The following is a 22,769-nucleotide window of genomic DNA, read 5'->3' as shown; positions in this document are numbered from 1 at the left end:
TCCGGCAAAATAACCGGTCGCATTCACGGTTTGCAGCAAAGCTCGATGAAGGACGTGCCGAGAATGCCCGGCGGGCGTTCGAGCGGCCAGACCACGCCGATATTGCGCACCGGATGAAACTTGGGGTCGGCGCAATCGAGCCGCCGGACCTGGCCCGTGGCAAGTTCGTTTTCGAAGGTGAAATCCGCCCCGAAGCACCAGCCCGCCCCGGCCATCACCAGCCGCCGGATCTGTTCGACATCGTCGACCGTCCAGATATCGGTCGAAAACACGCGGCCCACGCGCTCCACGTCGATGGTGGGATCGCCGATGTAATAGAACTGCCGCTCGGCCTGAAAGGCACCGGCGGGCACCGGCCCTTTCACCGCGGCCAGCGGATGCGTCACGGCGCAATAGGGGGCAAGCCGCTCTTCGCCAAAGGCCCGCGCCTCCATGTCCGAAGGGATCGCGCCGGTCAGCGCCATGGCCAGATCGTATTCGCCATGACGCAGATCGCTCCACATGGTGTTGAGCGACACGTTGAAAAGCTGAATCCGCGCCCGCGGGTGGCGCGCGCCAAAGGCCAGCAGCGCCTCGTTCAGGCGCTGGCGGGGGAAAAGCACGTCCACCAGCACGCGCAGGCGCGTTTCCTCGCCGCTTTGCAAAAGCCGGGCATGGGCCGAGAATCGCCGGGCGTTGTCGACCACGGTGCGCGCCTCGGCGAAGACGGCCCGGCCACGTTCGGTCAGGCTTACCTGGCCGGCGCCGCGGCTGAGCAGTTCGAAACCGCAATGCGATTCAAGCTGGGCAACCGCGTAGCTGACCGACGAAACCGCCCGGCCCAGCACCCGCGCCGCCGCCGAAAAACCGCCGGCCTCATAGACTGTGACGAAAGCTTCGAGGTGATCGACCAGGTTGGGGTGCGTTCGATTTCTTAGAACGTTTCTTTCCATAATTTACAGCTTATCAGAAAGCATGTCCTTTGCTAGCCTCGTCCTGAACGCAGTGGTCTGGGAGGAACTGATGCGGATCGCCACGGGAGGAGGGCCGGTATCACGGCCCCTGCGGCTGCCATGAGCGCCAGCGAAAACGTACTGCAATGCGAGAACGTGAGCCGCTGGTTCGGCGGGATACACGCGCTCAAGGGCGTGTCGGTTTCGGTCGCGCAGGGCCAGATCTACGGGCTGGTCGGGCCGAACGGCTCGGGCAAGACGACGCTGGTCAACTGCATCACCGGCTTCTATCCGCCGCAAGAGGGGCGCATCCTGTTCGAAGGGCGGCAGATCAACGGCATGAAGCCGTATCGGATCGCGGCGGGCGGCATTGCCAGAACCTTTCAGAACGTGGCGCTGTTTCGCGGCATGAGCGTGCTCGACAACATCCTGATGGGGCGGCACAACTTCATGCATCCCAATCCGCTGGCCTCGTTGTTCTATCCGTGGTGGGCGCGCCGCGAAGAAATACAGCACCGCGAGAAGGTGGAAGAGGTGATCGACCTTCTGCAACTCGAAAGCGTGCGCGACGAGCATGTGGACGTGATCCCCCTGGGCCTGCAGAAACGCGTCGAACTGGCGCGTGCGCTGTCGGCCGAGCCTCGGATGCTGGTGCTGGACGAACCGATGGCGGGCATGAACCAGGAGGAAAAGGAATACATGGTGCGCTTCATCCTCGATGCGCAGGAAAGCCTTGGCCTGACCGTCCTGATCATCGAGCACCACATGGACGTGATCACCGCGATCTGCGACCGCACGCTGGTGCTCAACGACGGCATGGCGCTGGCCGAGGGACCGCCGAAAGAGGCCATCGCCGATCCAGCCGTGGTGGCGGCCTATATCGGGAGAACCGGCGATGCGGCTTGATCGAGTGACCGACGACGCGGCGGCGGCGCTGCATCCGAACTGGAAAGCGGACGATCACCTGATCGCGATCCTGGCACGCAACGCGCGCGACTATCCCAACGGCATCGCCATGCGCGAGCGCGACCACGGGATCTGGCACGAACTGACCTGGCCGGATTACCTGGACGTCGTGCTGGCCCTGGCCGCCGGTTTCGAAGAGCAGGGGATAGGGCGTGGCGACGTGGTGCTTGTGGTTGGCGACAATCGCCCGCAGCTTTATTTCGCCATGCTGGCGCTGGTCTGCCTGCGGGCGGTGCCCTCGCCCGCCTATTCCGATGCCCAGCCCAGTGAAATCCTGGGGCAGATGCAGCGCGAGAATATCTGCGCCGCCGTGGCCGAAGACCAGGAGCAGGTGGACAAGATCGAAAGCGTGCGCGGCCAGTGGGACGGCCTGCGCGCGATCTATTACGACGACCCGCGCGGGCTGGACGGTGCGGCGCCCGAAGGCGCCCAACCGATCGAGGCGCTGATCGAACGCGGGCGGGCGCGGCTTGCCGGCGATCCGGCGCTGCGCGACGACCTGCTGTCGCGCCCGAACGTGCATGACACGGCGGTGCTGCTGCATTCCTCGGGCACCACGGGGGCGCCCAAGGGGATTCCGCTCAAGCACGGGCATGTGCTGGCCGGGGTGCGAAACGCCGCCGCCGCGGGCTATTTCCGCACGGGCGAGCAGCACATGGCCTATCTGCCGATGGCCTGGGTCGGGGATTTCGCCTTTTCCATCGCGGCCGGGCTGGAGCTGCGCTTTACCGTCAACATTCCCGAAAACCAGGAAACCGCACTGCACGACCTGCGCGAGATCGCACCGACGCTGTATTTCGCCTCGCCGCGCGCCTGGTCGGGGATGCTGACCCGAATCCAGGTCGGCATCGCCGAGACGACCGGGCTGAAACGGCGGCTCTACGACCATTTCATGCCCTTCGCCATCCGCCTGGAAGAAGCCAGGATGGAGGGCAAATCCCCTTCTGTCCTGCAAAGGCTGTGGTATCGCCTGGGCGATCTGGTGATCTATGGGCCGATCCGCGACCAGCTTGGCCTGCGCAAGGTCGAACGCCCCTATACGGCGGGCGAAGCCATCGGCGAGGACGTGTTCCTCTATTTCCGCGCGCTGGGGCTGAACCTGCGGCAGTTCTATGGCCAGACCGAGAACTGCGCGCTGGCAGTGGCGCAATCGGTCGAGGATATCAGCCTGACCACCGTGGGCCGCCCCTTTCCCGGCATCGAGCTGAAGATCGACGACACCGGCGAAATCCTGATCCGGGGCGACAACGTGTTCGACGGCTATTTCCAGAACGAAAAGGCCACCGCCGAGGCGCTGCGCGACGGCTGGCTGTGCACCGGCGACGCGGGCGAGTTTTCCGATGACGGACAGCTTGTGGTGCTCGGGCGGCTGTCCGAGGTGGTGCACAAGGCCGACGGCACGCGCTTCATCCCCACCTACCTGGAGAACCGGTTGAAATTCTCGCCCAATATCCGCGATGTCTGCGTCATCGGCGCGGGGCGCGAGTTCCTGAGCGCGATCGTCTGCATCGACTTTTCGGCGGTCGGCCAGTGGGCGCAGGAACGCGGCGTTCCCTATACCTCCTATGCCGAGCTGTCGCAACGCCCCGAGGTGCGGGCGCTGATCGCGGGCGAGATCGCGCATCTCAACAACGCGGTGCCCGAAACCCTGTTCATCCGCCGGATGGTCAACCTGCACAAGGAGTTCGACCCCGACGATGGCGAGGTGACGCGCACACGAAAGCTGCGCAGGAATGTGATAGACGAGCATTACAAGGCGATCATCGACGCGGTCTATGCGGGCGAGCATAGCCTCGATTACGAGGCGCGGATCACCTACGAGACCGGCCAGACCGGCACCCTGACCCGGCGTCTGGAAATCACCGATCTGCCGGAACGGGAGGGCTGAGCATGGCGTATTTCCTGGAGCTGCTGCTGAACGGGGCGCTGACGGGGCTGATGTATTCGCTTGTCGCCCTTGGCTTCGTGCTGATCTACAAATCGGCCGGGGTGCCGAACCTCGCGCAGGGCGCGCTGGTGATGACGGCGGCCTATGTGGTCTGGATATTCACCTCTTACGGTCTGCCGCTCTGGCTGGCGGTCCTGCTGGGTGCGGTGGCGATGTTCGCCCTCGGGCTGCTGGTCGAACGCTTCCTGCTGCGCCGCATGGTGGGGCAGCCGGTGATCATGGTGGTGATGCTGACGCTGGGGATCGAGATCCTTTTGCGCGGGCTGGTGCCGGGCATTCTTGGCGCGGCGCCGAAACCGCTCAATGCCGGGATCGGCCTGTCTCCGGTCATCATCGGCGACGTGTTCCTGAACCGGGCCTATATCGTCGGCGGGGTGGTGGCGCTGCTGCTGATCGGGGCGTCGCTGCTGTTTTTCCGCACCCGTCTGGGCACCAAGATGCGCGCTGTCTCGGACGACCACCTGGCAAGCTGGGCGGTGGGGCTTTCGGTGGAACGCGCGATCGGCCTGTCCTGGGGGATCGCGGGGATCGCCGCGGTGGGCGCGGGCACGCTGTGGGGCGCGGTGCAGGGGGTGGACTGGACCCTGTCGGCGCTGCTTTTCCCGGCGATCGCGGTGGTGATCCTGGGCGGTGTCGATTCCATCGCCGGCGTGCTGCTGGGCGGCTTGCTGGTGGGCATCCTGGGATCGGTGGTGCCGGGCTACTTGGACAGTTACGTGGGCGGATCGACGCGCGACGTGGTGACATCGCTCATCATCCTTCTGACCATCATGATCCGGCCCTACGGCATTTTCGGCCGCGAAGACATCGAAAGGATCTGACCCATGTTCTACCGGCAATCCGGCGTCTATCACACCCGCTACGCCGCCGACCGCGCGCTCTGGCCGATCCCGGCGGACCGCTGGCAGGTGCTGGCGCTGGCCGCGCTGGCACTGGCCGCGCCGCTTCTGGTCTCGTCGCTCTATCTGGGCAGCTACCTGATGCCCTGGATGATCTGGACGGCGGCGGCTTTGTCCCTGTCGCTTCTGATGGGGCTGGCGGGGCAGCTGCATTTCGGCTTCGCGGCGGTCATGGCGATGGGGGCCTATACCTCGGTCCACCTGGTACGGGCGGGCGTGCCGTTCGAACTGGCGCTGCTGGGGGCGGGATTGTTCGCCGCGGTGATCGGCACCGTTTTCGGCGCCGCGGCGCTGCGGGTAAAGGGGCTCTACCTGGTGATGGCCACGCTGGCGATGCAGTATCTGGTGGACTGGGTGATCGTCAACGTACCGGCAATCTCGGGTGGGGCGCAGGCCACGCTGCGCACCCCGCAAGTGCGCTTTCTCGGCCTGCCGATCCAGGATCTGACCTCGCGCTACTATCTCGCCCTGGGCTGGACGCTGCTGGTGACGCTGTTCTTTCTCAACGTGAAACGCACCAGCTTCGGCCGCGCGCTGATCGCCATCCGGGACAAGGATTTCGCGGCGGCGGTGATCGGGGTGGACCCGTTCCGCTACAAGCTGCTGGCCTTCATGACCTCGTCCTTTCTGGGCGGTGTCACCGGGGCGGTGCTGGCCTTTTGCTATTACCGCGCGGTGACGCCCGAACAGTTCAGCTTCAACGTTTCGATCCAGCTGGTCGCCATGGTGCTGGTGGGCGGGCTGGGCTCGGCGGTGGGCGGCTATCTGGGCGCGGGGTTCGTGCTGATCGTGCCGATCGTGCTGACCAACCTCATCGCCACGCTGGGTGCGTCCCAGTGGATCGACATCTCGCAGAACATGATGGCGCATCTGCCGCTGATCTTCTACGGCGCGATGATCATCGGCTTCCTGCTGTGGGAGCCGCTGGGGCTGGCAAAGATCTACGACAACACGCGCAAGTATTTTCTGGTCTGGCCATTCCGCCATTCCAGAAGCTGATCCCCGTTCAGGGGGTAAACAAAGGGAGGAGAACCTTATGAACTGGCTGAAGAAGACGATGGGCTCCGCTACGCTGGCATTTGCCCTGGCGGGCGGCGCGGGCACGGCCCAGGCCCAGGACGACACGATCAAGTTCGCCCTGCTGCAGGATTTCACCGCGGTTTATACCTTCGTGACCGGAGAGTATAACCAGGGGCAGCAGGATTACCTGACGCTGATCAACGAGGAAGGCGGCCTTGACGGGACGATGTTCGAGGCCATCGTGCGCGATACCGGCAACCAGCCGCAGCGCGGCATCGAGGCCTATAACCGCTCGCGCGAGGAAGGCGCGATCCTGTTCGACTTCCTCTCGACCCCGGTCAGCCGGGCGCTGGTCGACCAGGTGATCCAGGACGAGGTCGTCCTGATCACCGCGCTGCACGGCCGGGGCGACGCATCGGACGGCACGACCTTTCCCTATGTCTTTCCGATGATGGCAACCTACTGGTCGCAAGCGACGGTTCTGGCCCAGTATATCGAGGACAATGGCGGGCTCGAAGGCAAGAAGATCGCCATCGTGCATATCGACAGCCCCTTCGGCCGTGAACCGATCCCGGTTCTGGAGGAGCTGGCCAGCGAAAAGAACTTCGAACTGCGCGCCTTCCCCTACGCGTCGCCCGGCAACGAACAGTCGGCCACGTGGTCCGAGGTGCGCCGCTATCGGCCCGATGCGGTGTTCATCTGGGGCGCCGGGGGCGGCCAGTCCGTTTCGGTGCGCGAGGCGATCCGCAACGGCATCGCACCCGACAGCATCCATTCGGTGGTCTGGCTGGCCGAAACCGACGTGGCCAACGTGGGCGCGGACGTGATGACCGGCGTCAAGCGGTTCGAGGCGGTGGCCACGGGCTCCGACTCGCCGATCATCCAGCGCATCCAGGAAAAGGTCATCGACGCCGGCAAGGGCGCGGGTGACTCGGCCAATGTCGGGACGACCTATTACAATATCGGCGTGGCGACCATGGCGGTCTCGGTCGAGGCCGCGCGGCTGGCGCTGGAGGCGCATGGCGCGCCGCTTGACGGGCCGAAGCTCAAGGCCGGGTTCGAGATGATCTCGGATTTCGATGCCGACGGGTTCATGCCGCCGGTGACGATCACCGAAAGCGATCACCAGGGCGGCGGCTCGGGCCGTGTCGGGCAATGGGACGGCAACGCCTGGGTGCCCGTCGGCGACTGGGGCGCGGCCTTCCAGGAGATCGTGCGCAAGGAGATCGAAGCCGGCGCCGCAGATTACCGCGAGGGCAAGTGATCATGCCGGGACTCGTCCTTTCCAATGTCGAAGTCATCTATGACAAGGTGTTTCTTGCGATCAAGGGCGTGTCCCTCGAAGTCGGGGAGGGCGAGATGGTCGCCCTCCTCGGATCCAACGGGGCCGGCAAGAGCACCACGCTCAAGGCGATCAGCGGCCTGCTCGGCCCCGAGCGGGGGCAGGTCACGCGGGGCGATATCCGCTTTGGCGATACCGATCTGCTTGCGCTCGGGGCCCCGGCCCGCGTGGCGGCCGGGCTTGTTCATGTGCTGGAGGGGCGGCGCGTTTTCGGGCACCTGACGCCAGACGAGAACCTTGTCGCCGCCTATCGCGCCGGATCGGGGCGGCGGTCTTTCGACGAGCTGCGCGAGGAAGTATACGATTATTTCCCCCGCCTGCGTGAGCGGGGGCGCTCGAAGGCGGGCTACCTGTCGGGCGGTGAACAGCAGATGCTGGCGATCGGCCGGGCCTTGATGACCGAACCCCGGCTCATCATGCTCGACGAGCCGAGCCTGGGCCTGTCGCCGCTGCTGGTGCAGGAGATCTTCGGCATCATCAACAAGATCAACGAAAGCCACAAGCTGACCGTGCTGCTGGTCGAGCAGAACGCGGCCGCGACGCTGGAAATCGTCGATCGCGCCTACCTGATCGAGAACGGCCAGATCGTCATGTCGGGCGAGGCCGCGACACTGAAGGAAAACCCGGACGTGCAGGAATTCTATCTCGGCGGCGGAGAGCATACCGATTACCGCGCGGTAAAGCATTACAGCCGGCGCAAACGCTGGCTGGCCTGAGATCGGCCGGCACATCGCAAGCAGGAGACGGCCATGACCAATACGCGCGCCTTTTCGGCCCTTGCCGAAACGCTTGCCCGGATTCGCGAGTCCGGCAGCGCCTGGACCGGGTTGCCCGGGGCTGCGGCGGACGGGGTGACCACCCCGGAAGACCTGGCGCGGCTGCCTGTCCTGCGCAAATCCGATCTGCTGGCGAAGCAGTCGCAGACCCCACCCTTCGGCGGGCTGAACCTGACCGCGCCGGGCGGCATGGCGCGGCTGTTTTCCTCGCCCGGACCGATCTATGAACCCCAAGGCGCCGGTGACGACTGGTTCGGCGCGGCCGATGCGCTGCGCGCGCTCGGGGTGCGGCCGGGCATGATCGTGCTCAACACCTTTTCTTACCACATGACGCCCGCCGGCTTCATGTTCGACAGCGGCGCCCGGTCGCTGGAATGCGCGGTGATTCCCGCCGGCCCGTCGGCCGGTGACGACCAGATTGCCGCGATCGGACAATACCGGCCCGAGGTCTATATCGGCATTCCCGATTTTCTGAATATCCTTCTGGGCAAGCTCGACGCGGCGGGGATCGCCAATCCGATCCGGCTGGCGCTGGTTTCGGGCGCGGCGCTGGCGCCCTCGCTGCAGGCCGGTTTCGAGGCGCGCGGCATCAAGGTTCGGCAGGCCTATGGCACAGCCGAGCTGGGCATCGTCGCCTACGAGGACGACACCGGTCAGGGGATGCGGGTCAGCGACAGGATCATCCTTGAAATCACCCGCCCCGGCACCGGCGATCCGGTACCGCATGGCGAGGTGGGCGAGGTGCTGATCACCCGGCCCGACCCGGATTACCCGCTGATCCGCTTTGCCACCGGGGATCTGTCCGCGCTTTTGCCGGGCGACGCGCCGCGCATCGCCGGATGGAAAGGCCGGGCCGATCAGGCCGCCAAGGTCAAGGGCATGTTCGTGCGCCCCGAACAGGTCGAGGCGATGCGCAAGGACGTGCCAGGCGCGGGACGTATGCGCCTCGTGATCACCCGCGAGAACGAGCGTGACGGCATGGTGCTGTATATCGAGCACCCGGACCCGACCCCGCCGGAGGGGATCGAGGACCGCCTGGCCGAGCGGCTGCGCATAAGGGGCACGGTCAGGATCGTCGCGCCGGACAGCCTGCCCAATGACGGCAAGGTAATCTCGGACGAGCGCAGGCCGCCGCCCTGACAGGCCCGGCCGCGCAGCCCGTCATCACGGCGCATCGGTCGCAAAGCGTTGCACCGACATCAGAAAGTTCTGAAGGGCTTGCGCGTTGTCGTCTTCGCGCCAGACCATCGACACGTCATGTTCGGCGTTGCGCTCGGCTATCTCTACGAACGCCACCTCGGAAAAGGCCCCGTTGCCAAGAGAGGCCGGAACAAGCGACACCCCCATCCCCTGCTTGACGAGCGCCACGACCGTAAACCAGTGCTGGATGTGAAACCCCGTATCGGGTTCCAGTTCCGCAGCGCGCAGCAGCGCGGTGATCTTGTCGTGATAATGCGCGGCGAAGGTACGGGAAAAAACCATGATCCGCTCACCGGCAAGATCGGAAATACGAATCCGGCTTTTCAAAGCCAGCCGGTGCCAGCGTGGAAGACATGCGACAAGCCGCTCGGTCTCCAGCGTTCGGGAGGCCAGGCCCTTGGGCAGCGGAACGGCGTGGATGAATCCCACGTCGATCTTGTGTTCGAGAAGATTCTCGATCTGGCGCATCGTGTTCATCTCTTGCAGGTTCAGGTCGATCCGGGGATGCCTGGTCTGAAAGGCCCTGAGCTTGGCCGGAAGATCCCGGAACAGCATCGACGGCACGAAGCCCACGGCAAGTTCCCCGGCGGCGCCCTTGGCTGTCTCGGCCGCAATGACCCGCGCAGAATCGAGCTGGCCGAGAATCCGCGCCGCATGTTCGGCGAAGACCGTGCCGGCAGGTGTCAGCCGGACGAATTTGCTGTTGCGCTCCATCAGGCGAAATCCAAGTTGCGCCTCGAGCTGGCGAAGACTCGCGCTGAGCGGGGGCTGCGAGATGTTCAGCTTCCGGGCGGCCCGACCGAAATGAAGCTCCTGTGAGAGCACGAGAAATTGTTCAAGCTGGCGGAACGTGACGGCCATCCAAAATTCCAGTCATATCCTTATTGGTATCGTTAAATACATAATCGGTATTGGATTTTGTATCAAAAGATTCGTCATTTCTCTCCCGACAGACAACGCGACCAATCTGGGAGGCCCGCATGTTCCCGACCATTCACCAGAATATCCCCGACAGCAGGGGGTTGAGCCTGTTCGACGCCGACCCCGACCTGTGGCGGCTGATGCAGGTCTACCTGGACCGCGAGACATGCGACCTGGTCCGGCCCGAACTGGAACGCATGGGCGCGCTGGCCGGCGGGCGGCTTGAAGAGCTGGCGCTGTCAGCCGACAAGAACCCGCCCGAGCTGCGCATCCGCGCCCGCAACGGTGCCGAGGATGAGCAGATTCTCAAGCACCCCGATTACCAGGAGCTTGAACGCTACGCCTTCGGGGAGTTCGGGCTTGCCGCGATGTCTCATCGTGGCGGGGTTTTCGGGGCGGCGGACAAGCTGCCGCCGGTCGTGAAATACGCGCTGGTCTTCCTGTTCGTTCAGGCCGAGTTCGGCCTTTGCTGCCCGCTGAGCATGACCGATTCGCTGACACGGACACTGGTCAAGTTCGGCGACCCGGACCTTGTGGCGCGCTATTTCGACCAGCTTACCAGCCAGGACATGGAAACGCTTTTCCAGGGCTCGATGTTCATGACCGAACAGGCGGCCGGCTCCGACGTGGGGGCGATCGACACGATCGCGCGCTTCGAAGACGGCGACTGGAAGCTCTATGGCGACAAGTGGTTCTGTTCCAACCCGGACGCCGCGCTTGGCATGGTTCTGGCCCGGCCGGAAGGCGGCGATGCGGGCACCAAGGGCCTGTCGCTGTTTCTGCTGCCCCGGCACCTTCCCGATGGCCGGAAGAACGATTACCGAATTCTGCGGCTCAAGGACAAGATGGGCACCAGGTCGATGGCATCGGGTGAAATCGCGCTGGAGGGGGCGACCGCGTTCCTGGTGGGCGACCCGGGACAGGGTTTCAAGCAGATGACCGACATGATCAACATGTCGCGCCTTGCCAACGGTGTGCGATCGGCGGGGCTGATGCGGCGCTCGGTGACGGAATCGCTGTTCATCGCGCGCAATCGCACCGCCTTCGGCAAGCGGCTGATCGACCTGCCGCTGATGCGCCGGCAACTCCTCAAGATGATCACCACGGCCGAACAGGGGCGTTCGATGGTGTTTCACACCGCCGATGTGCTGCGCCGCGCGGATGCCGGCGATGCCGCCCGGGCCAAGGTGCTGCGCATCCTGACGCCGCTGGTCAAGTTCCGCACCTGCCGCGATGCGCGCAAGATTGCCGGGGACGCGATGGAGGTGCGCGGCGGCAGCGGGTATATCGAGGAATGGTCGGATGCACGCATCCTGCGCGATGCGCATCTCGGCTCGATCTGGGAAGGCACCAGCAATATCGTCGCGCTGGACGTGGCCCGCGCGGTGCGCCGCGAGGATGCGCTGAGCGCGCTCGAGTCCCATGTGACGGATCTGCTGGGGAATGCGCGCGACACCCTGGGCGAGCAGACGGCCATCGCCGGGCAATTCGCCCGCGCGGCCGAATTCCTCGACACCGTCGCGCATGACCGCGACCGCGAGATCGACGTTCGCGCGGCGGCCAGCGCCGTCTACAACGCGACATCGGCGGCGTTCCTGACATGGGAGGATGCGCAGCTACGCCAGGTGGGCAACGCGACGACCGGCGACAGGCTGGCGCTGGCGCAGTCGGTCCTGCAGCACAAGCTGACGGCACGCGACCCCTTTGCACCCGACGCAAGCGAAGCCGAGATGGCCGCACGGCTGCTGGACGATACCGCGGATCAGCCGGTGGCGGCGCAATGACGGGGGCGACGATATCCCCCGGTGCGCTGCACGGCCTGAAGGTGATCGACCTCAGCCGGGTCCTGGGCGGGCCGCTGACCGGGCAGGTTCTGGGCGATCACGGCGCCGACGTTATCAAGATCGAGCCGCCTGCCGGCGACGAGACCCGCGAATGGGGACCGCCGTTCCGCGACGGCACCGCCTCGTATTTCGACGGGGTGAACCGCAACAAGCGCGCCATGGCGCTGGACCTGCGCCAGGATGAGGGCCGCAAGGTGCTGCTGCGCCTTCTCGAGGATGCCGATGTGCTGCTCGAGAATTTCAAGACCGGAACGATGGAGAAATGGGGGCTTGGCTATGACGACGTGCTGTCCGGGCGGTTTCCGCGGCTGATCCATTGCCGCGTGAGCGGATTCGGAGCGGATGGCCCCCTGGGCGGCCTGCCCGGATATGATGCGATCCTTCAGGCCATGGGCGGCCTGATGAGCGTCAACGGCACGGCGGACAGCGGCCCCACGCGCGTCGGGCTGCCGGTGGTGGACATGGTGACCGGGCTGAACGCGGTGATCGGCATCCTGCTGGCCCTGCACGACCGCAACCAGGGCGGCCGGGGGCAGTTCGTGGATGCCACCCTGTTCGACAGCGCCATATCGCTGCTGCATCCGCATGCCGCGAATTACCTGATGTCGGGCAAGACGCCGGTCCGCACCGGCAACAGCCATCCCAACATCTCGCCCTATTCCACCTATGCCACGGGCACCCGGCCGATTTATCTGGCGGTGGGCAATGACCGCCAGTTCCGGCGCCTCTGCCACGAGATCGGGGCGCCCGGGATCGCCGAGGACCCGCGCTTTGCCAGCAATGGCGGGCGGGTAACGAACCGGGACGCGCTGCGCGACGCGCTGGAGGCCGCGATGCAGGACACCGACGGCAGCGTTCTGGCCGACAGGCTGATCCGCGCGGGCGTGCCCGCGGGCCCGGTGCTGGACGTGGCCGAAAGCCTTGCGCATCCGCACACGGCCCATCGCGGTATGCGGGTGGATATCGGGGATTACAGCGGCGTGGGGGCGCCGGTGCGCCCGTCGCGCAGCGCACCCGCCTACCGGATGCGCCCGCCGCGATTTGCACAGCACAGTACCGACATCCTGCGCGAATACGATTTCCCCGAGGAGGAAATCACACGGCTGACATCCACCGGCATCGTGCCGCTGGCACGGTCCGGCCAATAGGCACTCAAACCAGGCAACTTGTTCAAGGGAGGAATGAACACCATGATGCATTTCATCAAGATGACGGGCGCGGCGCTTGCGCTGGCGGCAGGCACGGCATCGGCCGGCGAGGCCGACCTGCCGAAAAGTATGCTGTGGGCCACCTATGACGTGGGATCGAGCGGCTATGCCGAGGCATCCGCCATCGCCGACGCCTTTGCCAAGGAATACGGCACGCGCGTTCGGATCATGCCGTCGGGCACGTCGATCGGCCGTCTTCTGCCGCTCAAGACCGGGCGCGTGCAATACGGCTGGCTGGCCAACGAGCTGTTCTTCGCCACCGAGGCGCTTTACGATTTCTCGGTCCGCGAATGGGGGCCGCAGGATCTGCGGGTGATCGCGGGCCGCCCGTCCACCTTCGGCATGGCGGTGGCCGGGGATGCCGGGATCGGGACACTGGCGGACATCAGGGGAAAACGTGTGCCGTGGATCAAGGCCAACCCGTCGATCAACATCAAGGTCGAGGCGCTGCTGGCCTTTGGCGGGCTGACCTGGGACGACGTCGAGGTCGTCGAGGTGCCTTCCTACGGTGCGGCGCTCAAGGCGCTGGTCGACGGGCAGGTGGATGTCGCCGGCTCAACCCCCACCGCCTCGACCCTTTACGAGCTGGAAAGCTCGTCGCGCGGGCTGGACTGGGCGCCGATGCCCGCCGACAACGCCGAGGGCTGGGAGGCGATCCGCTCGGTCGCAAGCTTCTTCGCGCCGGCCACGACGACGCAGGGCGCCGGCATCTCGGAAGAAGACCCCGCCCATATCTTCGCCGTGCGCTACCCGATGATCACGGTCTATGCGGATGCGGATGCCGACGAGGTCTATAACTTCACCAGGGCGCTGGACGAAACCTATGGCATCTATTCCGGCGCCACGAAGGCCACGCCGCAATGGGCGCTGAAGCATTCCGGCACGACGCCCGCCGATGCGCCCTTCCATCCCGGAGCGATCCGCTATCTCGAAGAGATCGGCGTCTGGTCCGAGAAGGACGCGGCATGGAACGAGGAGCGGCTCGACCGGCTGGCCGCCGTCCGTGAGGCTTGGGACAGTGCCATCGAGGCCGCGCTGGACGAGGGCATCGCCGACAAGGACTGGGCCGCATTCTGGGCCGAATACAAGGCGAACGCGCTGCAATAGGGCAGGTTCGCCCCCATGCCGGCAGAGTCCGGCATGGGGCCTTTTCCCTTTACCCTTGCGAAGGCATGACATGGCCGATCCCGAAACTCATGTACCCGCCGCACGGCTGACGCCCACGGTCCGTATCGCCCTGAGCTGCCTGGGCGCAGCCGGTCTGGCCGTCATCATCGTGCAGACGTTCAACCTGTCGCTCTTCGGGGTGTTTCCGCTACTGGCGAACCGGTATTACTACGTCATCATCGGACTGTTCCTCGCCGCGGCGTTCCTGATCAACCCGGCACGCCGCGACGGCCTGATCGCCCCGCCCGTCAGCCCTGCGGACCTGGCCCTTGTGGTGCTGTCGCTGCTGTCCTGCGGATATCTGAGCTATCAGGCGGAAACCATCATCACCAGCGGCTGGGACGTGATCGCACCGCCGGGCGCGGCGGCGATGGCCGGGCTTCTGGTGCTGCTTTCGCTGGAGGCTGTGCGGCGCACCGCCGGTGTCCTGCTGCTGGCGATCTGCGCGCTGTTCGCCGCCTATCCGCTGTTCGCCGACATCATGCCCGCCTTCCTGTGGGGGCCGTCCCTCAGCCTGTCCGAGACTGTCGCGGCACACGCCATGGGAATGGAAAGCATCATCGGCATTCCGTTGCGTGTTGTGGCCGATACGCTTGTCGGCTTCATCATCTTCGGATCGGTCCTGGCCGGCATGGGGGGCGGCCAGTTCTTCATGGATCTTTCCCTGGCGCTGATGGGGCGAAGCCGGGGCGGCGCGGCCAAGGTGGCGATCCTGTCCAGCGGCCTGTTCGGATCGCTGTCCGGCAGCGTCATCTCGAACGTGCTGACAACCGGCCGCCTGACCATCCCGGCCATGCAGAAGGCCGGGTATCCGCCCCGCTACGCCGCCGCCGCCGAGGCCTGCGCCTCGACCGGCGGAACGCTGATGCCGCCGGTCATGGGGGCCGTCGCCTTCATCATGGCGTCGTTCCTCGACGTTCCCTATACGTCGATCATGGTGGCGGCGCTGGTTCCCGCGCTGCTCTATTACGTGGCGCTGCTGCTGCAAGTGGATCTTTACGCGGCCCGCAACGGGCTGACCGGCCAGCCCGACGCCGAAAAGGAAACGCTGGCCGGTGTCCTGACCGGCGGGTGGCATCACCTGGCCTCGCTGGGCGGGCTCGTGGCGCTTCTGTTCGCGTTCAGCCCGTCACGCTCGGCCTATTACGCCACGGCGCTCATGCTGGTTCTGGCGCTTCTGAGGCATCGCAGGCTGCCGAAGGCGGCCGCGGTTATGGCGCTGCTGCAGGACGTGACGGGCAACATTGCGCATCTTGTCGCAACGCTTTGCGGCATCGGGATGGTGGTGGGCGCGCTGGCCATCACCGGGGTCGGCAGCGCATTCTCGCGCGAGCTGATCCAGTATGGCGGCGAGAACGTGCCGCTTCTTCTGGTGCTGGGTGCGGTCACCAGCTTCGTGCTGGGGATGGGGATGACCGTCAGCGCCTGTTACATCTTCCTGGCAACGCTTCTGGCTCCGGCGCTCGTGGAACTGGGGCTCGACCCGATCGGGTCGCATTTGTTCGTTCTATATTGGGGAATGCTGTCCTACATCACGCCGCCGGTCGCGCTTGCGGCGATCACCGCCGCGCAGATTTCGGGCGCATCGGCCATGCAGGCCGGCTTTACCTCGATGCGGCTTGGCGCGACCCTGTTCGTTCTGCCCTTCGTGTTCGTGTACCAGCCGGCCCTTCTGCTGAACGGACCGGCAATGACGGTGATTGCCACGGTCGGAACCGCCGCCCTTGCGCTGGCTCTGATTTCCTGCGCGTTCGAGGCTTATCTCTACGGTGCGGGGCGGATCGGGTTCGCGGCGCGGGCCGCGCTGTTCGTGGCGGGCGCGCTTTTGCTGATCCCCGACCGGACCGTGGAACTGGCCGGCCTCGCCGTGCTGGCGGGAACCGTCGCCGGGCTGGTGTTCCTGGGGAAAGGGGTGAGCGTCGGGGAACGCGGGCAGGACGGATAGCAAAACGCGCAATCCAGGCACCCCGTCCGATGGGGTCGAAGCGCCGGATTCGGTGCCCGGCCTGCCCTCCCCCGGCGCATCGCACGACGCATATAATATTGTACTGATTTTATCAGGTATTGCGCCCGCCCCTACCGGGTGATAGCACACCCCCGTCCAGCAAGGCGGCACGCCCAGCCAAGACGATCATGCGAGACAACGGAGGCTGGAAGTGCTGGTCTTGAAAAGATGTGCCATCGCCATCCTGTTGGCCGGTTCCCTGGGCGCGGGCCCTGCATTGGCCGAGACAGAGCAGGACGCTCATGTCACGATCGAGCTTAACGCGGTCGAAACGGTGGGCGACGCCTGCCGGATAAGCTTTCTCATCCAGAATGGCCACGACAGCGATATTTCGCAGGCGGTATACGAGGCCGTGCTGTTCGACACCGAGGGGCGTGTCGACCGCCTGACATTGTTCGATTTCGGCGCCCTGCCCGCCGCCCGGCCGCGTGTCAGGCAGTTCGTGGTGCCCGGCCTTGCCTGCGCGTCGCTTGGCCGCCTGCTGATCAACGGGGCCGAGACCTGCACCGGGGAAGGCACGCCGCCCGACGCCTGCACCAGGGATCTCGAACTGCGCAGCCGGACCGGGGTGGAGGTGCTGGGATGATTACCATGCTCCGTGACTCCATCCTGCGCATCGCCGATCTGGGCGGTCCGGTCGTGCTGGTGCTGGTTTCGCTGTCCGTCCTCGTGCTGGCGGTGGTGCTTTACAAGCTCTGGCAGTTCACCGTTGCCGGCGTCGGCCGGCACAAGGCGCTGCAAAAGGCCGTCATGGCCTGGGACGCCGGTGACCGCACCGGCGCGCGCGCGCATCTGGACCGTTCGGGCAGCTACCTGCGCCCCGTCGTCAGCATGGCCATTGACGGCCAGACGGATGCCGCGCGCCTCGAAGCCGAGGCCGAAATGCGCTTTGCCCGGCTGGAAAGCGGTTTTCGCCTGCTGGACTCGGTCGCGCAACTGGCGCCGCTGCTGGGCCTTTTCGGCACGGTTCTCGGCATGATCTCCGCCTTCCAGGCACTTCAGGCGGCGGGCGCGCAGGTCGACCCCTCGATCCTTGCGGGCGGTATCTGGGTGGCGCTGCTGACCACGGCGGTCGGGCTTGCGGTTGCGATGCCGACCGCCCTGGTGCTGAGCTGGTTCGAGGCGCGCATGGATTCCGAACGCGTGCTGGCGCAGACGGCGTTGCACACGATCCTTGCGCCCGAGGGGCGTCGCCTGCCGGATACGGCAGAGTCGAAACCGGCCCATGCGTAGGAAGCAACGCAGGCGCAGGCTGTCGATGACATCGCTTATCGACGTGATCTTCCTGCTGCTGCTGTTCTTCATGCTGTCCTCGACCTTCACCCGCTTTGCCGAGATTGAACTGGCCACCGGCGGCGCGGGGTCGGGCGCCGCGCCCGAGAACCCGGTTTTCATCTCGCTGGCGCCGGACCGGCTGCGCCTGAACGGGGCAGAAAGCACCGTCGAGGCGCTGGCCGGGGCGCTTGATGCGCATCGCGCCGGGGATGCGCCGCTGACCGTGCTGATCGCCATGCAGGGCGACGTGACGGCCCAGCGCCTGACCGATCTGCTGAGCGCCCTTCGCAGCCTTCCGCAACTGCGCGTCACGGTGTTGGAGGCGACATGAGACGCAGAGCCGCCCGGAAAGATCGTGAACCCACGACCGCCCTGATCAACATCGTCTTCCTGATGCTGATCTTCTTCCTGGTTGCCGGAACGCTGGCCCCGCCTCTCGACAAGGGGCTGGCGCTGGTGCGCACGGCGGATATCGAGGGAACCGCGCCCGCCGATGCCCTCGTGGTCCATTCCGATGGCCGGATGACCCGGGGCGGCGTTGCGGTCCTTAGCCCGGCCGCATTCGTCGACGCCCTGCCGGAGGACGCGCGCGGCAGGATTCGGATCGTGCCCGACCGCGACCTGCCGGCCGGAACGCTTGTCAGCATTGGCAACGCCCTGCGCGCCGCAGGGGCCGAAAGCGTGGCGATCGTCACGGAAAGGGGGCTGGAATGACCGCCTCGTCCCGGCTGGCAAAGGCGGCCGCGCTGATCGTCGCGGTCACGGCTCATGCGGCATTGGCTGTGACGTTTGTCACACAGGACACGCCCCTGATCGAGGGCGCATCCGGCGCGTCGGAGGTCCGCCTGGGCAACGATTTCGCGGATATGTCCGCAGGCACGCTGACGGCCGAGCAGCCCGATACGGCCACGCCGGTTTCCAACGCCGAACCGGCACCGCAGGACCGGCCCGAGCACGCAACGCCGCTGAAACCGGAACCGACACCACAGGAGGATGCAACCAGGGCAGAGGTGCAACCGGCAAACAAGGCATTGCCGGTCATGCCCGAGATTGCGGATGCCCCCGACCGGATAGCCGCGCTGCAACCGGTTCAGCCGGAGCCCGTCGAACCCGCCACCGAGGACCGGCCCGAGCGGTTGACCGGAGAGGCGCCCGACAGCGCGGCCGTTTCCCGCTCTGTGCGTCCGCAACTGCGCGACCCCGATCGCGCCCCGAAACCGAAACCCGTGGCCAAGGCGCAACCGGCGCCGAAACCCGTGCGCGATCCGAAACCGGCCCCGACCGGCGGCGCGCGCGACACCCGCGCCGGCGAGGCGACCGGAAAATCCGACGCCACCGCGCGCCAGAGCGGCAACAGCGGCCGCCAGCAGGCAGCCGGCAACGCGGCGGTCAGCAATTACCCGGGCATCGTGATGCGCAAGCTGTCACGCGCCGGCAAGCCGCGGGTGCGGGCGCGCGGCGCGGCCGTGGTCGCCTTTTCGATAAGCGGTAACGGGGGTTTGTCTTCGGTCTCGCTGGCGCGGAGTTCGGGCTCGGCCGAGCTGGACCGCGCGGCGCTGCAACTGGTGCGGGGCGCCGCGCCGTTTCCGCAGCCGCCGCAAGGCGCGCAACGCAGCTTTTCGATCCAGATCAAGGGGCGTTAACGCGCCACGACAACCGGCCGGCCTTTGTGCTCCAGCACGTCGAACGGCGTGTCGAACACCGCCGCCAGCGTATCGGGCCTGAGAAGCGCGGTGCTCGTGTCATGGGCAAAGACACGGCCGTCCTTCATGGCCACGATCCGGTCCGACCATCCGGCAGCGGCGTTGATATCGTGCAGCACGATCACCACGCTGCGCCCCGTTTCCCGGGACAGCCGGTGCAACCGCGCCATCAGGTCGCGCGCATGGCGCGGGTCGAGCGCGTTCAGCGGCTCGTCCAGCAGCATCCAGGGCGTGTCCTGTGCCCAGGTCATCGCAATGAAGGCGCGCTGGCGCTGCCCGCCCGACAGGGTTTCGACCTGCCGCCCGGCAAGGTCGGTCAGCGCGAAGGCGGCCAGTGCCTCGTCAACGATATCCTCGTCCCGCGATGTCACCCGGCCCCTGTGATGCGGCCAGCGCCCGAATGCGACAAGCTCTCTCACCCGCAGGCGGCTGACCGCCACGGGCGTCTGCTGCAGCAACGCGACGGTACGGGCACGCGCCGGACCTGACGCGGCAAACGGATCGAGCGTGCCGATGCGCACGGTGCCCGCCGCCGGTCGGTTCAGCCCCGCGATACTATGCAAAAGCGTGGATTTGCCCGCGCCGTTCGGGCCGATCAGCGCGGTGATCCCGCCCTCCGGCAGCTCAAGGTCGACGCCTTTCAGGATATCGGCATCGCCGACGCGATAGGTAAGGGACCGAACCTCGATCATGCGCGTGCCTTTCCCAGGACGAGGGCGAGAAAAAGCAGGCCCCCGAAGAACTCCACCACCACGGCAAGCGCCGACTGGCTCGAAAAAAGGCGCTCAAAGACGAACTGCCCGGCGACCAGGATCGTCGCGCCTATCCCGGCCGCGGCCGGGATCAGCACCGCATGGCGATGCGTATCGACAAGCTGCCGGGCGAGGCTGGCCGCCAGCAGCCCCAGAAAGGTGACCGGGCCGACCAGCGCGGTCGAGACCGACACCAGCGCGGCGACCATCAGCATGGCTGCGATGACAACCCGGTCGTGATCCAGCCCAAGCCCCCGCGCCGTGCCACGCCCGAGGGCGGCAACATCCAGCGCCGGGGCCATCCGCCACGACAGGGCCAGCACGCAGGCCAGGACCACGAACGAGGCACCGAGCTGCCCCGGATCGACCGCCCCGAACGAGGCGAACATCGCCTGTTGCACCACGGTGAATTCCGACGGGTCCAGCAGGCGCTGGACCATCTCGGCCAGCCCCCGCAACAACACCCCGAGGATCACCCCCGTCAGGATCATCCGCGTCACGTCGGCCGCGTCGCGTCTGAGCAGCACGCCGAACAACCCCGCCGCCGCGACCATGAGCATCGACGCCTCGACCGCGAATTGAACGACGCCGGGAATACGCGCCACGCCACTGCCGCCGATGGTGGCCACCAACAGGGTCTGGAACAGCACAAACAACGCGTCGAACCCGACGATCCCCGGCGTCAGCAGCCGGTTCATCGCAACGGTCTGGAACAGCACCGTCGCCGCACCGGTCGCCGCGCCGACGCAGATCAGCGCCGCAAGCTTGATACCGCGCAACTCAAGGATGAAACCGAAGGGCGCGCGCAGTTTCCACGCCATGAAACCGGCGCTGACTATCAAAAGCGCCAGTGCAAGCAGGACCAGCCGCCGCTCAGCCATGGGATCGTCCGGGGGCGGCATGGAGCAGCCAGAGAAACACGCCGGCGCCAAAGACGGCGAACACCGTGGCGGCGGGGATCTCGAACGGATGGCCGACCAGCCGCCCGATCACGTCCGCGGCCAGCACCAGCGTTCCGCCCAGCCCTGCGATCAGCGGCAGGTTGGCGCGCAGGTTGTCGCCGCGCCACCGCGACACCAGGTTGGGCGCGACCAGCCCGACGAAGGGGAATGCCCCCACCGTGACCAGGACCAGCGCCGTCAGGACGGACACGATCACCAGCCCCAGCCCACGCGTCTGCCTGAAATCGAGACCGAGCGACCGCGCCTGCGCCTCGCCCAGCCCGAGGATCGTGATCCGGTCGGCAACGGCATAAAGCAGCACGGCCAGCCCGGCCACGACCCAAAGCCATTCGTACCGGCCCTGCATCACGCCCGAGAACTCACCCAGCCGCCAGATCCCGAGATACTGCATCAGATCCGTGTACCAGGCCGCCCAGGTGGCAACGGCACCGAGAATGGCGCCGTAGATCAGGCCGACGATGGGCAGAAGCATCGGGTCCTGCCGGGGCACACGTTCGGCAAGCGCAAGGAAACCGGCCATCCCGGCCAGCGCGCTGGCCGCCGCGACCAGCATCTTGCCCGCCACGGACAAGCCCGGGGCGATCAGCGTCACCGCCAGCATACCCAGCATCGCGGCCTCGGGCGTTCCGGTCAGCGACGGCTCGACAAGGCGGTTCTGCACCGCCTGCTGCACCACCACACCGGCCAGCGCCAGCCCGGCCCCGGCCAGAAGCGCCGCGGCGGTGCGCGGGAAGCGGCTGACCATCAGCAGCCACGCACCGTCCTCGGCAAGCGAGGCCGCGCCCAGACCAAGGCTGACAAGGATCAGCCCGGCCAGCACCGCGGCAAAGACCACGCGCGCCAAGACGCTAGCCTTCTGCGTCGCCGAAGGCTGCCACGACCTCGTCCAGCGTGTGCATCAGCGATCCCGCGCCACCGCCCGCGATATAGAGCGGCACCGCGTCCAGATAGACGATCTGCCCCTTGCGCGCGGCAGTCGTCCGGGCAATCAGCGGGTTGTCCAGCGTGGCGGCGGCGGCCTCGCCCTCGGCGCCGACGGCGGCGCCCCTGTCGATGACCAGCAGCCAGTCGGGATCGGCATCGGCCACGAATTCGAACGAAACGGACTGACCGTGGTTTTCCGCCTCAAGGCCCCCGACCGCCTCGGGCAGGCCGAGATCGGTATGCAGCCAGCCGAACCTGCTGCCCGCGCCATAGGCGGAAATCTTGCCGCCACTGGCCAGCAGGATCAGCGCATTGCCTTTTCCCGCAACGGCGGACCGGGCGTCGTCGAGCCGGGCGTCGATCGTGCCGATCAGCGCCTCGGCCTTGTCCCCGGCCGAAAAGATGGCCCCGTAGGCGCGGATACGCGCGCGCGCCTGCTCGACAAGGTTCTCGCCCCCTATCGTCATGTCGATCACCGGCGCGATCCGTTCCAGCGCCCCGGTCTGCACCGAGGATCTGTTGCCCACGACGATCAGATCCGGCCGCATCACCGCCAGCTCCTCGAAATCGGGCTCGAACAGCGTGCCGACGGTCTGTGCGGTGGCGGCGAGGTCCTCCAGCGCCTCGAGATAGACCGGAGAGGGAACGCCGGCGACCGGCACGCCCATCGCGTTCAGCGTGTCGAGAGCAGCGATATCGAACACGGCAACCGTTTCGGGGTTGGCCGCAACCTCTGCGGGGCCGGTCGCGGTTTGCACGGTCACGTCCTGCGCCTGCACGGGTCCGGCGAATGCGGCAGCGAACAGCGCGCCGAAAAGGCTCATGCGCATGGGTCGACTCCTTGGATGTTGTCGCGTGGCTGGGCTCGGGGACATGGCTGCGCGCTTGACTGGGTGGGTAAAGGATTGCCGCCACCCTTGGCAAG

The 22,769-nt window shown here is 66.4% G+C and carries 22 protein-coding genes; 16 read left to right on the top strand and 6 right to left on the bottom strand.

The genetic code is table 11. The features are described 5' to 3' along the window. Window positions 1-23 precede the first annotated feature (23 nt). Complete coding sequence (locus F3H87_RS00185; protein ID WP_149787040.1) at window positions 24-932, bottom strand: LysR family transcriptional regulator; 909 nt, start codon at window positions 930-932, stop codon at window positions 24-26. Window positions 933-1,052: 120 nt separating this feature from the next. On the opposite strand from F3H87_RS00185, the gene F3H87_RS00180 reads away from it, so the two are divergent. The 7 genes from F3H87_RS00180 to F3H87_RS00150 are packed head-to-tail and all read left to right on the top strand — an operon-like array spanning window position 1,053 to window position 9,023. Then, entirely contained in the window at window positions 1,053-1,838 is a 786-nt protein-coding gene (locus tag F3H87_RS00180; RefSeq protein WP_149787041.1) for an ABC transporter ATP-binding protein, read from the top strand. Continuing rightward, entirely contained in the window at window positions 1,828-3,786 is a 1,959-nt protein-coding gene (locus F3H87_RS00175) for an AMP-dependent synthetase/ligase (RefSeq protein WP_149787042.1), read from the top strand. Before F3H87_RS00180 ends, F3H87_RS00175 begins: the two co-directional genes overlap by 11 nt. Before the next feature lie 2 nt (window positions 3,787-3,788). Further along, a complete protein-coding gene (locus F3H87_RS00170) occupies window positions 3,789-4,667 on the top strand; it encodes a branched-chain amino acid ABC transporter permease (protein WP_149787043.1) in 879 nt (292 codons plus the stop codon). A gap of 3 nt (window positions 4,668-4,670) precedes the next feature. Further along, complete coding sequence (locus tag F3H87_RS00165) at window positions 4,671-5,744, top strand: branched-chain amino acid ABC transporter permease (protein WP_149787044.1); 1,074 nt, start codon at window positions 4,671-4,673, stop codon at window positions 5,742-5,744. A gap of 37 nt (window positions 5,745-5,781) precedes the next feature. Next, window positions 5,782-7,029, top strand: coding sequence for an ABC transporter substrate-binding protein (locus F3H87_RS00160; RefSeq protein ID WP_149787045.1), 1,248 nt, complete (start codon window positions 5,782-5,784; stop codon window positions 7,027-7,029). A 2-nt stretch (window positions 7,030-7,031) separates the two neighbouring features. Further along, window positions 7,032-7,823, top strand: a complete 792-nt coding sequence (locus tag F3H87_RS00155) for an ABC transporter ATP-binding protein (protein WP_149787046.1) — start codon at window positions 7,032-7,034, stop codon at window positions 7,821-7,823. A 33-nt stretch (window positions 7,824-7,856) separates the two neighbouring features. Continuing rightward, window positions 7,857-9,023 carry a phenylacetate--CoA ligase family protein gene (locus tag F3H87_RS00150; protein WP_149787047.1) on the top strand — a complete coding sequence of 389 codons (1,167 nt, stop codon included), beginning with the start codon at window positions 7,857-7,859 and terminating at the stop codon, window positions 9,021-9,023. Between the two features lie 24 nt (window positions 9,024-9,047). On the opposite strand, the gene F3H87_RS00145 is transcribed toward F3H87_RS00150, so the two are convergent. After that, window positions 9,048-9,944 (bottom strand): LysR family transcriptional regulator, encoded by an 897-nt coding sequence (locus F3H87_RS00145; RefSeq protein WP_149787048.1) that lies wholly within the window; start codon window positions 9,942-9,944, stop codon window positions 9,048-9,050. 119 nt (window positions 9,945-10,063) lie between these two features. On the opposite strand from F3H87_RS00145, the gene F3H87_RS00140 reads away from it, so the two are divergent. The 9 genes from F3H87_RS00140 (at window position 10,064) to F3H87_RS00100 (ending at window position 19,146) form a co-directional block, all read left to right on the top strand. Further along, a complete protein-coding gene (locus F3H87_RS00140) occupies window positions 10,064-11,788 on the top strand; it encodes an acyl-CoA dehydrogenase family protein (RefSeq protein WP_149787049.1) in 1,725 nt (574 codons plus the stop codon). After that, window positions 11,785-12,996, top strand: coding sequence for a CaiB/BaiF CoA transferase family protein (locus F3H87_RS00135; RefSeq protein ID WP_149787050.1), 1,212 nt, complete (start codon window positions 11,785-11,787; stop codon window positions 12,994-12,996). Before F3H87_RS00140 ends, F3H87_RS00135 begins: the two co-directional genes overlap by 4 nt. 42 nt (window positions 12,997-13,038) lie before the next feature. Continuing rightward, complete coding sequence (locus F3H87_RS00130) at window positions 13,039-14,163, top strand: TAXI family TRAP transporter solute-binding subunit (RefSeq protein ID WP_223227928.1); 1,125 nt, start codon at window positions 13,039-13,041, stop codon at window positions 14,161-14,163. A gap of 70 nt (window positions 14,164-14,233) precedes the next feature. Next, on the top strand, window positions 14,234-16,168 hold the full coding sequence (locus F3H87_RS00125) for a TRAP transporter permease (protein WP_149787052.1): 1,935 nt from the start codon (window positions 14,234-14,236) through the stop codon (window positions 16,166-16,168). Between the two features lie 211 nt (window positions 16,169-16,379). Beyond that, entirely contained in the window at window positions 16,380-16,814 is a 435-nt protein-coding gene (locus F3H87_RS00120) for a hypothetical protein (RefSeq protein ID WP_223227927.1), read from the top strand. Beyond that, complete coding sequence (locus tag F3H87_RS00115) at window positions 16,811-17,461, top strand: MotA/TolQ/ExbB proton channel family protein (protein WP_149787054.1); 651 nt, start codon at window positions 16,811-16,813, stop codon at window positions 17,459-17,461. Before F3H87_RS00120 ends, F3H87_RS00115 begins: the two co-directional genes overlap by 4 nt. Then, the gene (locus tag F3H87_RS00110) at window positions 17,454-17,834 is read left to right on the top strand and encodes an ExbD/TolR family protein (RefSeq protein WP_149787055.1); all 381 of its coding nucleotides are present in this window, start codon (window positions 17,454-17,456) and stop codon (window positions 17,832-17,834) included. Before F3H87_RS00115 ends, F3H87_RS00110 begins: the two co-directional genes overlap by 8 nt. Next, complete coding sequence (locus F3H87_RS00105; protein ID WP_149787056.1) at window positions 17,831-18,217, top strand: ExbD/TolR family protein; 387 nt, start codon at window positions 17,831-17,833, stop codon at window positions 18,215-18,217. Before F3H87_RS00110 ends, F3H87_RS00105 begins: the two co-directional genes overlap by 4 nt. Further along, window positions 18,214-19,146, top strand: coding sequence for a TonB family protein (locus tag F3H87_RS00100; protein ID WP_149787057.1), 933 nt, complete (start codon window positions 18,214-18,216; stop codon window positions 19,144-19,146). The genes F3H87_RS00105 and F3H87_RS00100 overlap by 4 nt, the downstream gene beginning before the upstream one ends. Here the strand turns inward: F3H87_RS00100 and F3H87_RS00095 are convergent. From F3H87_RS00095 to F3H87_RS00080, 4 genes are read right to left on the bottom strand one after another with little or no spacing between them, the layout of a single operon-like run. Beyond that, window positions 19,143-19,898 carry an iron ABC transporter ATP-binding protein gene (locus F3H87_RS00095; protein ID WP_149787058.1) on the bottom strand — a complete coding sequence of 252 codons (756 nt, stop codon included), beginning with the start codon at window positions 19,896-19,898 and terminating at the stop codon, window positions 19,143-19,145. The genes F3H87_RS00100 and F3H87_RS00095 overlap by 4 nt on opposite strands. Next, a complete protein-coding gene (locus F3H87_RS00090; RefSeq protein ID WP_149787059.1) occupies window positions 19,895-20,839 on the bottom strand; it encodes an iron chelate uptake ABC transporter family permease subunit in 945 nt (314 codons plus the stop codon). The genes F3H87_RS00095 and F3H87_RS00090 overlap by 4 nt, the downstream gene beginning before the upstream one ends. Continuing rightward, window positions 20,832-21,764, bottom strand: coding sequence for an iron chelate uptake ABC transporter family permease subunit (locus F3H87_RS00085; RefSeq protein ID WP_149787061.1), 933 nt, complete (start codon window positions 21,762-21,764; stop codon window positions 20,832-20,834). Before F3H87_RS00085 ends, F3H87_RS00090 begins: the two co-directional genes overlap by 8 nt. Window positions 21,765-21,768: 4 nt before the next feature. After that, on the bottom strand, window positions 21,769-22,674 hold the full coding sequence (locus F3H87_RS00080) for a siderophore ABC transporter substrate-binding protein (RefSeq protein ID WP_149787062.1): 906 nt from the start codon (window positions 22,672-22,674) through the stop codon (window positions 21,769-21,771). Window positions 22,675-22,769 lie beyond the last annotated feature (95 nt).

Origin of the sequence: Lutimaribacter pacificus (assembly GCF_900142185.1) — a bacterium.
In the GTDB taxonomy this organism is placed as follows: Bacteria; Pseudomonadota; Alphaproteobacteria; order Rhodobacterales; family Rhodobacteraceae; genus Lutimaribacter; species Lutimaribacter pacificus.
Note: the sequence above shows the minus strand (reverse complement) of the source record. Positions and strands in the feature narration are given on the sequence as shown.